Below are 15,968 nucleotides of genomic sequence, written 5' to 3' on the forward strand. Positions count from 1 at the left end.
TATGTATATGTTAGATAATAAAGGAGTGATGAAGATATGGCATTAACTTTTGGAAAATTGGTAGAAGAGGCTAGAAAAAATGTTCCTGGTATTTCTTCTGTTGAGGCAAAAAAGAAAATTGAAGAAAACCCAAATACTTACATAATTGATGTTCAAGATGCTGCAGATGCTGGTGCTTGTGGTTTAATTCCTAGTTCTGTTAATATCTCTTTAGGAATGCTTCCAATTCGCGCAGATTTGGAATTACCTGAAGAATTAAGAGATCCAGAATTAGCGGATCGTAACCGTCCAGTTATTGTTACATGTGGTCTTGGTGGACAAGCGTCACTTGGTGCCTACCTATTAAAGCAAATGGGCTTCACAGATGTAGCCTTCATTGAGGGTGGAACTACCGCGTGGAAAAAAGAGGGTTTTGAAACAGTTTAATTAAGATATGTTATTAAATCTGCCGGTAAACAAATGTTTATCGGCAGTAATAGTCTTTTCCTTATGTTATTAATACCCCAATTGTTTATCTACGAGGTTCAAAAGTTCCTTGCCTTCTTTAAAGCGCTCGATATTTTCTAAGAATACATCCATGTAACGCTCAAGAGTATTGGGAGAAAAATATGCATTATGTGGGGAAATAATCAGATTTTCCAATTGCCAAATAGGATGTTGTGGTGGTAATGGCTCTGTTTCAAAGACATCAAGAGCTGCTCCTGCAATTTTCTTTTCTTTTAAGTGATTAATGAGCTCTTCTTCCACAATTGTATTTCCTCTTCCGATATTAATTAAAAAACTAGTTTTTTTCATGCTTTCTAATTTTTCTTTATTAATAAGATGGTACGTTTCTGGCGTTGAAGGTAAGGCTAGGATCAAAAAATCAGTTTCTGCCATCACTGATTCTAGCTGTTCAAGCCCGACAATTTTGTCGGCAGGATCGTCAGTTGCACGTATGGACGGTCTTTTTTTGCAGCCAATCACAAACATATCAAGTGCTTTAGCACGTTTCGCGATTTGCTTGCCAATCTCCCCATAACCAATAATCGCAACGGTTGCCCCTGAAAGATCGGTTATAGGGGTAGATGTCCAACTTCGATTTAGCTGATTCCGAATCATATAAGAAATTCCCCTCGCTAAACCTGTCATCATTGCAATTGTATGCTCTGCTATAGGTACAGAAGTGCATCCTTTTGTATTTGTAATGATGATATCATTCTTTTTCATTTTCTCTGTCAAAAGTGCATCTAAGCCAACACTTAAAGATTGAACCCATTTAATATAGGGCGCTTGTTCAGTGATGGCTAATGAATCTGTTAATCCCAAAGTCAAGACTATGTTGCAATCACTAATATCTTGCTTTATTGGCGGTTCGGGCTCCCCGAATTGCCATGGATCTACTATATATTCCGCGCCTGAAGATTTTATTTTATCTAAATACTTTTGTGGAATAGTTCTTCTGATATATATTTTAGGAATTGTTTTCCTGTTTATCATTAATTTACTCCCTTAATCATTTGTTTGCTATTTACATACTCATAATAAGTATTTGCGAGTCGTTTAATGGCTTCTTCAATGATATCCTCCTGACAGAAAGTAAAGCATAATCGCATATGATTATATCCTTCGTCTTTTAAGAAGAAATGCTTACCAGCGATATAGGAAACTCCGGCTGATGCTGCAGCATCTATAAATTCACTTGTGTCAATATGGCAAGGAAAGGTAATCCAAAGAAAAAATCCGCCATTTGCTTCATGAAAGGTAACATCATTACCAAAATATTGCTTTATGGCGGAAACCATGGCGTTTTTACGCGATAAATAAAGAGAATTTAAATAGCAAATATGTTCATCCATACCGATTTGATCAAGTAAATTTTTTGTAACCTCTTGAACATAGACGCTTGTTAACCCATCTATTTTTAAAATTCTCATTTTTTCGATAATTTCTGTTAAGCCAATAGCCCAGCCGAGTCGTAAACCTGGGGCGATAATTTTGGAAAAAGTACTTAAGTAAACGACTCGTTCAGGTCCGTACGAATAGATAGCAGGATTATATATTCCGTCAAAAGAAAGCTCGACATAAGCATCATCTTCGATAATAAAGAAATTATACTCATAGGCTAATTCAGCAAGTCGTTTTCTTCTGTCTACTGATAGATTAACCCCACCAGGATTTTGATAATTCGGTATTACATACATTAATTTGGGGAGCGGTAAATTGTTTTTTACTCTTTCGCTTAATTCTTGTTCCACTAAATCGACTCTTAAGCCATTTTCATCAATAGGAAAAGAAGCTAATTTTGTTTCTGCTAATTGAAATGTTTTCAATGCGCCGAAGAATGTAGGGGCTTCTACCCATACTTCATCGCCAGGGTCGGTTAAGGTTCTTGTAACTAAATCTATTGCTTGTGAACTGCCTGCAGTTATAAGTATTTCATTCTCTGTGGCTTTTATCTCACGTAACTTTGATCTTTCTTTAATCCAGTTAATAACAGCGTTTACTCCTGTTCCGCCACTATAAGCTAATGCATGTCTTCCTTGTGTTTGCATGGCAGCTTCTGTAGCGGCGGTCATTTTATCAACCGGAAGTGATTCGGGTGCTGGAAAACCAAATGATAAGGGAATCAGATTTTCTTGATTTTGAGCGAAGGCGGAACCGATTACCTCGATGTCAGGAAATCTTCTACTATAGGAAAAAGGTTTTAATAATTGCATGCGTATCACCGTCCAAAGATTATTTAAAAGCTTTATAAAGATAGATTTTAATAAATATAAGCTATTTATTTCGTGATGGGAAATATTAAAAATGCCTAAAAATGAGAGAAAACAAGAGATAGCTCGATAAAAACACAGTTAAATAACGAATATTCGGAATTTTGTTATTTTTATAATAAATATTTGTTATTGCTATCCATATAGGTAAATATCTGTTTCGGTCAATAATCTTACATATGACCATCTTTCGACAAAAATTGCAAAAACTATCTAACAGGATATAGGTGGAAAAACGGACAATACGGTAAGAAATAAATGTAAACGCTACCTAATAAAATTTTTAAAAAATTAAAAAAAAACATTGTTTTAACAGAATTTTTTTCTTATAATGAAATCAAGTTAGATAATAGAACATGAATTGTGAGGTAAGTTAACATGAGTGAAATTACATTAGAGAAAATTGAAAGTATTGTAAAAGAAAAAAATGTAGAATTATTACATCTACAATTTGTGGATATTGAAGGAATTTTAAAAAATATTACAATTACTGCTCAACAATTAGATGATGCTGTTGAAGGAAAAATCATGATTGACGGTTCATCCATTAAAGGATTTTCTCCTATTAACAAATCAGATTCTTATTTATTACCAGACTTAAACACATTCGCAGTTTTACCTTGGACTGAAACAGAAGGATATTCAGAAGCGCGGTTCCTTTGTTCTGTAACAAATCCTGATGGATCTTTATTTGAAGGTGATACTCGTAATGTTCTCAAGAAAACAGTCGAGCGCGCTGCTGAAAATGGATATAGTATTTCTGTCGGACCAGAGTTAGAATTCTTCCTATTTGCAACCGACGAAAATGGATATCCAACTACAGAATTAGGAGATAGAGGCGGCTATTTTGAACCATCACCAAAGGATTTGGGAGAAAAAGTCCGCGTTGAAATTTTCAAAACATTAAGAGCAATGGGCTTCACTATCGAAGCACTTCACCATGAAGTAGCAGAAGGTCAACATGAGATTAACTTCAAATATGCAGATGCATTAACTGCAGCTGACTTGGCTACAACATATAAATGGGTTGTGAAAACAATCGCTTCTCAATATGGTTTACACGCAACATTTATGCCAAAACCAGTATTCGGAATTAATGGTTCAGGAATGCATGTTAATATGTCATTCTTTAAAGATGGAGAAAATTGCTTCTATGATGCGGACGATGATTTAGAATTATCTGAAACAGCCTATTCGTTTATAGCGGGTGTTTTAGAAAATGTTAAGAGTTTCGTAGCTGTTACAAATCCTCTAGTAAACTCTTATAAGCGTTTAGTACCAGGATATGAAGCACCTTGCTACTTAGCATGGTCTGCATCCAATCGTTCTGCTTTAATCCGTATTCCTGCCAAACGCGGAATGGCTACTCGTGTGGAGCTTCGTTGTCCAGACCCATCATCTAATCCATATTTAACATTTGCTGTTATCGCTGCAGCAGGTTTAGATGGAGTGGAAAAAGGCTTAAGAGCACCAGCACCAATTAACGAAGATATCTTCCATATGACAGATGATCGTCGTGAAGAACTTGGAATTGACAGCTTACCTGGTGGTTTAGAAGCTGCTATTGCTGAACTAGAAGCAGGAGAAATTGGTCTTAAAACACTTGGAGAGCATGTATTCACTGAGTATGTTGCTGCGAAGAAAGAAGAGTGGGATAGCTACCGTACAACAATCCATACTTGGGAAATTGAAAACTATCAATATAAATTCTAATTTATAAGTTAATAGATTCCATAAACTGCAAATAACCACCTTTTCGGGTTGCTGATTTGCAGTTTTTCTTTTTATTCAAGCAATAAGCGTAATATTCACTATGCCTCTAGGGGAATTCCTTCTCTTTTTTATGTTCTTTTCTTTAATTTCCGGTAAGTTATGATAAAATAAAGAAGGATGTATGAAATAGAATGGATACGTCATCAGATTATTGTAATAAGGAGATTTGCTAAATGGAAAAAGTATTGATATTTGGTCATAAAAATCCGGATACGGATACTATTTGTTCTGCGATTGCGTATGCAGAATTAAAAAAGGCACTTGGAGTAGAAGCAGAGGCTGTTCGTCTTGGTGACGTTAGTGGAGAAACAAAATTCGCATTAGATTATTTTAAAACAGAGGCTCCTCGTTTTATTGAAAAGGCAGCTACAGAAGCTAATTCAGTTATCTTGGTAGATCACAATGAATTCCAACAAAGTGTGGAAGACATTAAAGATGTTACAATTTTAGAGGTTATTGATCACCATCGTATCGCTAATTTCGAGACAAGTGATCCTTTATACTACCGTGCTGAACCAGTAGGTTGTACGGCAACTATATTAAATAAAATGTATAAAGAAAATAATGTAGAAATTAAGAAAGAAGTTGCTGGATTAATGCTTTCAGCTATTATTTCTGATTCCTTATTATTTAAGTCACCAACTTGCACAGAACAAGATGTACAAGCTGCCAAGGAATTAGCGGAAATTGCTGGTGTAAATGCAGAACAGTATGGATTAGACATGCTGAAAGCTGGTGCTGATTTAAGTGATAAAACAGTTGATCAATTACTAAGTATTGATGCAAAAGAATTTACAATGGGTACATATAAAGTAGAAATTGCGCAAGTGAATGCAGTTGATACAAATGATGTCATTTCCAAACAAGCTGAATTAGAAACGTCTATTCAAGCAATTATCGACAAAAAAGGATTAGATTTATTCTTGCTTGTCGTAACGGATATTTTAAATAACGATTCTGTTGCTGTTGCTTTAGGCAATAAAGCAGAAACAGTAGAGAAGGCATTTAATGTATTATTAGAAAATAATAGTGCCTTATTAAAAGGTGTCGTATCTCGTAAAAAACAAATCGTACCAGTTTTAACAGAGACTTTTGAAGCGCTATAATCACTTGTTCAAATGGTCTTTTAATAAATGGTGCTGATTGGGAAAGCAAACAAGTGAATTAGAGCATAAGAGGCAGGTCTGTTCGCATTGTGAACGGTTCTGCCTTTTTTATTGGTCTAAGTGTAATTGGTTGAAATACTGCTGTCCTATTAGTTATGTAATTAATTGGTGAATTTTTGTTGGGATATATGATACGTTTAAAGTAAATGAAGAGGGCGTGATATGAAAGTAATATTCAAATTGTTTATAGGGATATTTATTGTTTTTACATTAACAGGGTGCTGTGGTGAAGATACATGTGAACTGCACTCCATTTTTTGTACACTAAAATAATCGGGATGCAGTGCAACGTTGAAGTTGTTGTGGCTTAATCTATGGAAAGCGAAGTGATTCTGTCGACGTTTTTTCTATAATATGTAAGTTGAATTATATATATTTCATTTCCAAAGAACTACTTATACTTTTAATGGGAGTCAAAAAAGCCGTCATTGTAACTAGAATGCAAATTATCTTCCTGTTAAAAATTCAACAAATTTTACGCACTCAATTTAATAATTATAAATTAATTGGTTAATCTATAAGAAGGTTAACAGTAGAACTTAGAAAAATACTTTACCAAATAAGAGGAGGAGGGCATATGTCACTAAAAAAAACAATATTTATCTTTCTGTTTTTTTCTAGCTTTTTCCTTATTATGTCCACTAATGTAGAAGCAAAAACAGGTTTAAATATTGGTGAGGAAGCGCCAGATTTTAAACTGAACGATTTAAATGGAAAGACAGTGCGGTTGTCTGATTATAGAGGAAAATCTGTCATGATAAATTTTTGGGCAACTTGGTGTCCACCTTGTAAAAAAGAGATGCTTGATATAGAAACTTTTTCTAAAAAAATGCAAGATCATTGGGTTGTTCTCGCGGTTAATGTGGATGGTGGAAATGAAAGAGGAGTTAGACAGTTTGTAAAGGAAAGAAATTTAACATTCCCTGTCTTAATAGATAATAACGATATGGTTTCAAATCAATATCACATTCTTAGTATTCCCACAACGTTTTTTCTTAATGAAGAGGGAATCATTATTAATAAGGGTTTCAGTATGTTAACACTTCAACAAATGATGAAAATGACACAAGATTAACAGAGTAAAGTTCACAAAAAATTAACAATGTAAGCGGTTTACAAAGGGAGCAACCTATACTATAATTACAAATGTAGCAAAGGAGTGCACACCTTGTTTATTTTCTGAAAAAACAAACTTTTCAAATAGATTTAAAGATTATTTCTTTTTATTGTAATAATTATCTAACTTTTTGGGAAATATGTGAATACAAAATACTTATTAAAGGAGAATGAAGATGAGAAAACCTCGTAAACGTTCATTTCAAGAACTCGTATTAGAAAATAAAATGCAGTTATTAAAGGATCGAGAAGCGATTGAAAAAATAGAAGAACGGTTAGAAAGAAAACATTTGAAAAAAGCACGTTAATGAAGAAATTACCATCAATTCTGCTTGTTCTTTTGTACAAACTATAGTTGAAGGAGTTGATTTGATGAGTGATCCTAAAAAAGACAGCAAACACTTTGTTCCAAGTCATATCGGAACTAAATCTAGAAGCTTTGGTGGGAACAAAGGAAAGCAAATGCAGGACAAATCAGGACAACATGCTCAAGTAATACAAACAAAGGGCGAATAATCCTTCCTATCGAATAAAGGAAGATGAATAAAAAGCAATGGCTTCTTTTCTAATTGAGGCTATTGCTTTTTTTGCCTTCTATGATTGAGTTACACATTTTTCAAGGATAGCAATTTGCATCCTGCATATATTATGGTTATCAGATATTCACAGTGTGAAAAGTACATAATCATTAACGAAAAAGAAGGAATATGTTAGTATTAATAAGGAATTAAATTTATTAAGAGATGTGAATATATTGAATAACGAGAAAATAATTACAAATAGAAAATATCCAGAAATTTTTCTGATAGAAAAGGAATTTGAAGAACATGGATTTGTGCAAGATGAAAAGAAGATTTTAGATGAAATACAAAAATTAACTGAGGGTGAGAATGGAAAAGAAATCTCTCAGTTATTAACGATTGCTGCTTTATCAAGAATGTACACCGATAAAGAAGATACGATAGCGGTTGCCTGGTTGAATAAAGCGATTGAGCTGGATGAAGAGAATAAAACAGCTCTAAAATACCTTTCCCAATTCGATTGGAAAAATTTCAGCGGCTTACTGGATTCACTGGTTTTTCCTAATATTCGCGAAACGGATAATCGGACCGCCAAACGAAAAATTGCTGAGCAATATATTAATAATTGCCGCTCGTTTTTAGAACAGATGGATGAGGAAGCTACCCATCTGCAAAATCAGAAGAAAAATGCATCCCTATATGAAAATAGGGATGCTGTTGCAAAATATGAAGCAATTGAAGAATTATTACAAAAGGTAATGGAGAAAACGTCTCAGTTATTAAAATCAGCAGAAGAATATGAAGAGTCTATTAGCGGCGTGTTTCACACATCGATTTATTATGAGAGTGTAAAAGAATTAATTGAAGAATTGACTGAATTAAAGGATGAATGGACAAGCCTTTTTGTAGAAGATGTAGAGGAAGATAATAAGTCTCTTTCCTCTTTAGAGGAACTAGAGCAAATGGTAGGATTGGATGCTGTAAAAAAAAGAGTTTATGATTTTTATCAATTTTTACATTATCAAAAGTCTCGGAAAAAGCTAGGCTATAATATTCAAGATGAATTAAGCTTAAATATGATATTTACAGGAAATCCAGGTACTGGGAAAACTACTTTGGCAAGATTGATGGCAAAGATTTATCATGAATTGGGCGTATTGCCAAGCGCTGAAGTTGTGGAGACAGATCGGTCTCAATTAATCGGCGGCTTTATGGGACAAACAGAGGAAAATGTCCGTTCTGTGGTAAAACAAGCGGTTGGCGGTGTCTTATTTATCGATGAAGCCTATAGCCTAAAAAGAGAAGGACAGTCTGGAAATGATTATGGTCAAACGGCAATAGATACTCTTGTATCTTTAATGACAGGTTCAGAATTTGGTGGTAAATTTGCTGTCATTTTAGCAGGATATCCTGAAGAAATGCGTCAATTTTTAGACGGAAACCATGGTTTAAGAAGTCGCTTTCCTGCTTCTAATATGATTCATTTGCCAGATTATACACCAACGGAATTATTGGTGATAGGAGAAAGAATTGCTTCAGCGAATGACTATGTCATGACTGAGGACGGAAAAAAAGCATTGCTAAAAAGGCTTGAGAGAGAACAGGTAGATGAGAGCTTCGGAAATGCTCGAGCTGTTCGCAATATTGTGCTGGATGCAATATTTAGCAAAGGTTCTCGCAAAGCAAACGAACAAGAAATATTTAAATATACTCTATTGCAAGAGGCTGATTTTGTTTGTGAAGAAGATGACAAACAACTTGATCCTGCAAAAGAGCTTAATAAATTGATTGGATTAGCAAAAGTAAAAGATGAAATAAAAAAAATTATTGCGCTTGTTAAGGTGCAGCAATTGAGACAGACTAAAGCCAAAAAGAATCTGCCTATTCAACTGCATGCTGTCTTTACGGGAAATCCAGGTACCGGAAAAACTACGGTAGCTAAACTATACGCCCAGTTTCTTAAGGATTGCGGAATATTAAAAAGAGGTCACTTAGTTGTTACAAGCAGGGCAGATTTTGTCGCCGGCTATGTTGGCCAATCAGCTATTAAGACAAGAAAAAAAATAAGAGAAGCCCTTGGCGGGGTGCTATTTATCGATGAAGCTTATTCATTGTTAGGAAATAGTGGTCAGGATTTTGGGAAAGAGGTTGTTGATACATTAGTCATGGAAATGACAAAGCATAATGAGAATTTAGTTGTTATTCTTGCAGGATATCCGAATGAAACCAATACTCTATTACAAAGCAACCCAGGATTAACTTCAAGGTTTAAAAAATTTATCCATTTTGAAGATTATTCTGCAGCAGAATTGGTTGAAATCATGAAGTTATATGCAGATAAATACGATTATTTATTATCAACAGATGCAATCCAATTACTGCAAAATATGCTGCCGACAGTATCTACGGATGGAAATGGACGATTTGCAACTAATTTAATCGATGAAGCAGTTCAATTACAGGCTTTACGACTATCTGAGCAATTAGAACAAGGAATAGATGCAGATGTTTCTACGATAACTGCTGAGGATATTGAAAGTGTACTAAAAGAGAAAAGGAGAATCGACGAATAGGCTGGTGACGAATACAGATGGACAATTACTTTCTCTCAATAAGGGATATTGAAATGGATTATGTTGATATCGATATGATAGGGTGCTCGTTAAACAATTGCTAAAAAAGTCAAGCTTCAAATGTTGAATTAGAGCATAAACCTTGATATATAGGGATTTATTGGAGTTTTTTATTTGTTTTTTAACTTGCTGATTTTTCCTAACTTATCCTGAATTATTCTTGTAATTAACAAATTGCGGTGATTATAGTCAATCCAAGATAATCACCGTGACAACAAGTTGGTAAAAAATATACATCATTTGTTTAATGATGGAATTTTAGTTGCCAGAAGAGACCTAGTTGTAAGTGTAGGAGGGAGAGGTTAGAAGGGGGGGATTTTTGAAAGTGAATAAAGAAAAATAAACGATATACTAAACATTAGAAATCGTGCGCAAGAATTTGTTGCCTATAAGTATAAAAAAAAACTGAGGCTGAAAGAGAAAAAATAAATAACTTATATTAGCACTTGCATTATTAGGAAATAAACATAAGGAATCCTCATCCTAACCCTAGAACTCCTTAGCCATAGACTTAAAAGAAACAGAATTAAAATCGAACTTGATGAGTTTAAAGGTATATAATAGCTCCATAATACGACATTTGCTAAATTTTATTATATGTTGGTACTTTTTATAGAATTTACAACAAAAAGTAAAACAAATACAAATCTACAGAGCCTGCAAGAAAATTATGGATATAGTACGATAGAAACAGAGTGAAAATGAAGTGTAAAACTAAAAGAAGTATGGTTTAGGGAATATTTTCAATTGGAGTGATTAAATGGTTATAAATGATGTTTACCTAAGAAGAAAAAACAAATTACTATTGAATAAAGGTAATGAAAAAACTCCACAGAAAAAATACATTGCGACAATATTATTAAACATTGATAATTTGGGATTTACATTATCAAATGATATTATTGAAATCCTATATACATATTCCATAAGTCAATTAAATAGTTTCTACATTGCTTTAGTTAAAAATTTAAAAGAGTTAGTAGGAGCAAACAAACAATACAATCCAATGTATCCTAATTTTCCCCACCAAGTAATGGATGCAGATGCCTCAGAATTATTCATTAATGCTATTTTTCATTACTGGTCTTTTGGATCATTACTTCCTAATTATAACAAAGAAGAGAGATTACCATTATATGATATAACAACCAAGAAAGTAATAGAGACGGGTACCGAGGAAGAATTTGAAAGTATTTTTATAAATCTATTATCTTCTAAAACTTCTATTTCTGAAACTGATAAAGAGGATTTAAGTTGGTTTTTCAATGAATATCCTGACAAAGTTAACAATATCTTACCTAAAGAAATACCTTCAAAAGAAAATGTAGCTTTGTTATCTATATTGTTACTGCATAATAACATAAATACTTCTGTATTATTTGATTATGTAAAGACAGCTACTGATGTATTAAGAATTGCCGTTGCTATGTCAGAAGGCGATATTAGTTTAGCAACTAATACAAAGTTTAAAAGTTTCAAACGTAAGCAAAGACGTTTATTAATGTCCTTATTAGAAAATTGTTCTAATATTGAAGAGGATATGAAACGATATAAGAATAGATGGATTAGATTAGGTGAAAGATTACATCCTACAGAATTTAAAAAATATGAAAAAGTAAAAGAGGCTTTTACTAAGCTGAGAAATAATCAACCAATTCAAACTTTTAATGGTGTGTTAACTAATGCGCTAGAAAATAATAGAATGGATCAAGCATTATCTTTATTAGTGAAAAGACCAGGGGAATTCGCACGTAAATTAGATCATTTAATAAGATTGCATACTAACCCAAATGTAATACTAAATGAATTTAAAATTGTGGCGGATAGTGTTGAAACTACAGTGCTATTGCAAGTTAGGGAGCACTTTAAAAATAGAAATAATCAAAAAGAGAAAAGAACATTTTTCCCTAAAGGTAATGTTGCTAAATTATTTGTCATTGATAATAACCTTCCTGAGATTGAGGAGAATATATGCAATAGCATAGTACAAATCTGCGAAAATAGTTTAGTAAATGAATATAAGAAAAGGGACTATCTTGGTAAGGTTTATCTAGATGAATCATTAAAAAATTATCTTGTGCCTTTTTCGCAACGTTCAGCAAGTAAGTCACTTAAATCAGTAGTAAGAGGTTCAAAATTAGATATAAGCGATTCAACCAGTACTATTCGCTCCTTTATTTATTGGAAAGAAAATAATTTGGATAGAGCCGATATAGATTTGTCTGCAGTAATGTATGATGATAATTGGGATTACTTAGAGCATGTGTCCTATACAAATCTGAGATCATCAAAGTATAAAGCTTTTCATAGTGGTGATATTACTTCAGCTTCTCATGGAGCAAGTGAATTTATCGATTTAGAAATTGAATCTGTTAGAAAATTTGGAGGAAGATATATAGTGCTTTCAATCCAATCCTTTACAGGTCAAACTTTTAGTGAGTTACCCGAATGTTTTATGGGATGGATGAGCAGGGAAAATCCCAATTCTGGAGAAATTTACGAACCTAAAACAGTGGAGAACAGAATGGATGTAACTTCTGAAGCTAGAGTAAGTATACCTATGATAATCGATCTTCATGAAAACAAAGTGATATGGACAGATATAGCACTTAGAAACAATCCTGATTATTACAATAATGTGGAAGGTAATAAAATAGGTATGGTATTAATGGGTAAAGCAATGACTACTTTAATTAAACCTAATCTTTATGAGTTAATAGAATTGAATATTAAGGCAAGAGGGGAAAAATGTGATAATATAGAAGAGGCAGATATTGTATTTTCTATAAATCAAGGTGTTACTCCTTTTGACCAGGATGTAATTGTGTCACAATATTTATAAGTTAAAATTGGGCTATTGCTTGTCTTCCTTCTATATCCATCTTCCTGAATTAGATGAGCAAATTCCCCGATTGTTTAATTAAGGCTATGTTATATCTTCCTTCAAACTACAATCTGTGTGAATGAATTAGATATGACAATTTCCTTTATAAAGGTTAGGGTGATAATAGCCCTGACCTTTTATTTACTATATTGCGATTGGATTTATTTAAAAGATGTAGTATTATGGATAATATTCATTGGTCTTTTCTGTTTTGAAGCAGTAATAACCAGGGAATTGGACTACTTAAGATGCTTTCTAATGAAAAATTAAATTCTAGTTGATACCATATTTACATACATAAAATGAGTAATATTATGACTGTATTAAAAGAATTTGTTGAATAAATAAAAAAGAGAAAGTGTAAGTCTCTATTATAAGTAATTTAGTTGATGAATTTATGAGACTAGGTGAAAGAGTTATTAAATTAAACAGCTTATATATAATGTTGGACAATAAAAATCTTTTTAAGAACCTATGGTCATATAATGCATCAATTGCCATATCTGATGCAGTTAAGAAATTTAACGTTATCACAGAGTGATAAAAATGGTGATTATTTTATAAAAAGTTGAGAAAAAGGAAGTGCTAGAAACCGTGGTATATGTGAGTTCTAGGGATATTGAATTGTATTATGCTGATACCGATATGATGGGGGTTATTTATCATGCGAATTATCTTAAATTTTTTGAACGAGGAAGAACTGGTTTAATTGAAGATCTTGGGTATAGCTATTTAGAAATGGAGAACAAGGGGTATTTTGCACCTGTTTATGATGTGTATGCCCAATATAAAAAGCCATTACGCTATGGAGATCAGGCAAAGGTGAAAACCTGGGTAGAAACAAACGATGGCATAAAAACAGTTTATGGATATCAGATAATTAATCAGGACGAAGAAGTTTGCGTAGAGGGAACTACTACGCATATTATCGTTTCAAAAGAAACATTTCGTCCTAAATCGTTTAAAAAGATGTTTCCAGAATGGTTTAATAAATATGAAGAAATTAAAAAGCAACCTTCTGACAAGTAAGGATAGCAAAAGGGAGTTGCCGATATGGCCTTTGGTTTGAAGAAAAGCGAACTAAGAGAATGGAAAAGAAAAATTGATAATGGAGAAATTGCTTTTTTAACTCATTATTGGCTGGATGATCGTTTTCCAGGCTGTAAGACTGTTACGAAAGTTGGCTGTGCGGATCTAGAGAAATTAAAAACCTGGGGAAAGAAATATGGCTTAAAAGAGGAATGGATACATTATCGTCATGACGGCTATTCCCATTTTGACCTATTAGGCGATACTCAAAAGAAGATTTTAAAAGAGGAAGGGATTGACCAACCTTTACGATAGAGATTAGGTATTGGAAGGTAACTTTTTTTACACTTGATCGAGATAAAGCTAGAAAAAATGTTATTATAAAAAAACAGTGAGACACTAGATGTATCTCACTGTTTTTTAACATTCGTACCACTAAACAATAATAGTGCTTAATGAGCATGACGGTATTCTGGTTCATTTGCAACTTCATTGAAATCTGCAAATAGATCATGATCATCAAAATACCATAAATCCTTTTCTTCGATATAGTAATGGATACCATCTTTTTCTGTTTCTACTCCAATGTTAACCGGCTGCTCATTAGAGATTCCTAATGAAAATCCTTGCTGAACAGTACTGCATCCACCATAACGTGCAAAGAAGCGTACATAGTCACCGTCTTTTAACATCATTTCATCTTTATACCATTCAGCTGCTTTATCACTAATTACAATTTTCATATTAACACCTCTTATGAATTTTGCTTCGACCATTGGAAGCATTTTAATTCTATTCTAATTATATGTTCATTATAAAGGAATGGACGAGAATTATCTAATATTTGAATTTAAGATTATTTTAAAATGTTTGTAAAGAGCTGCAAGTTTTATTTTAGTCTGCCTGTCCCTCTTTTTGCATATGCTCCATGATTTCTTTATAAATAGAAGGACTGTATTTATTGATTGCATGCTGTGAATCTTGCAATGGATACATTTTATAATCTTTTTCAGCCTTACTAGAAACAAAAGTGGGATAGAAAGAAGGTGCTTCCATCGTAATAGATGTCTGCTTTCCTAATTGCTTTTTCTTGACTGTAACAGTTACCATTCCACCAATATCCCGATACTCTTCGTCCTGACCAGATAAAAAGTTTCCTAATGAATAGACTACTAATCCTTTATGTCCATTATGACCTTTTACCCACTCGATTGGCTGCAAAACATGTGGATGACTGCCGAATATAATATGCACACCTTCATCTACAAAAAATTGTGCCAATTCTTTTTGCTCATTAGATGGGAACCGTTGATATTCGTTTCCCAAATGAATCATCATCACGACAACATCTGCTTCTTTTTTTGCTTTTTGGATTTCATTGCTCATTCTTTTTTTATCCAAGATATTTACAATATACTCTTTTCCTTCAGGAATAGGGATTCCATTTAACCCATAAGTATAGGCTAAATAAGCAACTTTAATGCCCTTTTTCTCTAAGACAACGACTTTATCTTGATCATCCTTAGACAAGTAAGTTCCAACATGAGGGAGACCAATTTGATTTAAATAATCAAGGGAGAGCTTTTGTGCATCAACTCCTCGATCGAGGGCATGATTATTAGCCGTTGTGACAATATCGATGCCTGCTTTTTTTAAACTATCGGCAATTTCATGAGGGCTATTGAAAGCAGGATATCCGGATAAACCAATCGATTCTCCGGCAACAATTGTTTCTTGATTTGCTATTAGCAAATCAGGTTTTTTTAATTCACTTGCTATATTATCTAGCATTTTATCAAAATTAAACCGATTTCCTTCTCGTGCGTCATTGTAGACACGATCATGGATTAAAATATCGCCGATAGCAGCTAATGTTATTTCGCTGGATTCTTCTTTTGCTAAATTTCCTTTGTCTCTCCCTGAATTAGAACGTACTTCTTTATAGGTAGAAGAGGAGTTGTCGATTGTATTTATAAGTATTATGCCGATTATACCAAAAAGAAGAAGGATGAAAACGAATAGTAGATATGTTTTTTTCTGCATAACTAGCCTCTTTACTAATCTAAATTTTATTTGTTTCTTTACAATTA

General features: G+C 33.3%; 14 protein-coding genes. 10 read left to right on the forward strand and 4 right to left on the reverse strand.

Annotated elements, in window-relative coordinates; genetic code table 11:
* Positions 1-36: 36 nt before the first annotated feature.
* On the forward strand, positions 37-426 hold the full coding sequence (locus C2I06_RS05670) for a rhodanese-like domain-containing protein (RefSeq protein WP_095328535.1): 390 nt from the start codon (positions 37-39) through the stop codon (positions 424-426).
* Positions 427-495: 69 nt separating this feature from the next.
* Here C2I06_RS05670 and C2I06_RS05675 read toward each other — a convergent pair whose 3' ends face one another.
* Together C2I06_RS05675 and C2I06_RS05680 are read right to left on the reverse strand one after the other, a co-directional pair.
* Positions 496-1,479, reverse strand: a complete 984-nt coding sequence (locus C2I06_RS05675; protein WP_123257650.1) for a D-2-hydroxyacid dehydrogenase — start codon at positions 1,477-1,479, stop codon at positions 496-498.
* Positions 1,479-2,699, reverse strand: a complete 1,221-nt coding sequence (locus C2I06_RS05680) for an aminotransferase-like domain-containing protein (RefSeq protein WP_095328537.1) — start codon at positions 2,697-2,699, stop codon at positions 1,479-1,481. The genes C2I06_RS05675 and C2I06_RS05680 overlap by 1 nt, the downstream gene beginning before the upstream one ends.
* A gap of 435 nt (positions 2,700-3,134) precedes the next feature.
* On the opposite strand from C2I06_RS05680, the gene glnA reads away from it, so the two are divergent.
* The 9 genes from glnA to C2I06_RS05725 all read left to right on the forward strand — a co-directional run bounded on the left by glnA (position 3,135) and on the right by C2I06_RS05725 (position 14,193).
* The gene (glnA, locus tag C2I06_RS05685) at positions 3,135-4,469 is read left to right on the forward strand and encodes a type I glutamate--ammonia ligase (RefSeq protein ID WP_123257651.1); all 1,335 of its coding nucleotides are present in this window, start codon (positions 3,135-3,137) and stop codon (positions 4,467-4,469) included.
* 233 nt (positions 4,470-4,702) lie between these two features.
* Positions 4,703-5,635, forward strand: a complete 933-nt coding sequence (locus tag C2I06_RS05690) for a manganese-dependent inorganic pyrophosphatase (RefSeq protein ID WP_123257652.1) — start codon at positions 4,703-4,705, stop codon at positions 5,633-5,635.
* Positions 5,636-6,272: 637 nt separating this feature from the next.
* Positions 6,273-6,770 (forward strand): redoxin domain-containing protein, encoded by a 498-nt coding sequence (locus C2I06_RS05695; RefSeq protein ID WP_171509616.1) that lies wholly within the window; start codon positions 6,273-6,275, stop codon positions 6,768-6,770.
* Positions 6,771-6,987: 217 nt separating this feature from the next.
* Positions 6,988-7,119 (forward strand): FbpB family small basic protein, encoded by a 132-nt coding sequence (locus C2I06_RS05700; RefSeq protein WP_031540139.1) that lies wholly within the window; start codon positions 6,988-6,990, stop codon positions 7,117-7,119.
* A 64-nt stretch (positions 7,120-7,183) separates the two neighbouring features.
* Complete coding sequence (locus C2I06_RS05705; RefSeq protein WP_123257653.1) at positions 7,184-7,327, forward strand: acid-soluble spore protein N; 144 nt, start codon at positions 7,184-7,186, stop codon at positions 7,325-7,327.
* A gap of 238 nt (positions 7,328-7,565) precedes the next feature.
* Positions 7,566-9,905 (forward strand): AAA family ATPase, encoded by a 2,340-nt coding sequence (locus C2I06_RS05710; protein WP_095328541.1) that lies wholly within the window; start codon positions 7,566-7,568, stop codon positions 9,903-9,905.
* Between the two features lie 820 nt (positions 9,906-10,725).
* Positions 10,726-12,807 carry a TerD family protein gene (locus C2I06_RS05715; protein WP_123257654.1) on the forward strand — a complete coding sequence of 694 codons (2,082 nt, stop codon included), beginning with the start codon at positions 10,726-10,728 and terminating at the stop codon, positions 12,805-12,807.
* A gap of 624 nt (positions 12,808-13,431) precedes the next feature.
* A complete protein-coding gene (locus C2I06_RS05720; RefSeq protein WP_275068591.1) occupies positions 13,432-13,878 on the forward strand; it encodes an acyl-CoA thioesterase in 447 nt (148 codons plus the stop codon).
* A 24-nt stretch (positions 13,879-13,902) separates the two neighbouring features.
* Positions 13,903-14,193, forward strand: coding sequence for a hypothetical protein (locus C2I06_RS05725; protein WP_095328718.1), 291 nt, complete (start codon positions 13,903-13,905; stop codon positions 14,191-14,193).
* A 137-nt stretch (positions 14,194-14,330) separates the two neighbouring features.
* On the opposite strand, the gene C2I06_RS05730 is transcribed toward C2I06_RS05725, so the two are convergent.
* A complete protein-coding gene (locus C2I06_RS05730; protein ID WP_095328719.1) occupies positions 14,331-14,621 on the reverse strand; it encodes a HesB/YadR/YfhF family protein in 291 nt (96 codons plus the stop codon).
* Positions 14,622-14,772: 151 nt separating this feature from the next.
* Positions 14,773-15,921, reverse strand: a complete 1,149-nt coding sequence (locus C2I06_RS05735; RefSeq protein WP_123257655.1) for a CapA family protein — start codon at positions 15,919-15,921, stop codon at positions 14,773-14,775.
* Positions 15,922-15,968 lie beyond the last annotated feature (47 nt).

It is taken from the genome of Niallia circulans (assembly GCF_003726095.1).
Classification (GTDB): domain Bacteria; phylum Bacillota; class Bacilli; order Bacillales; family Cytobacillaceae; genus Niallia; species Niallia circulans_A.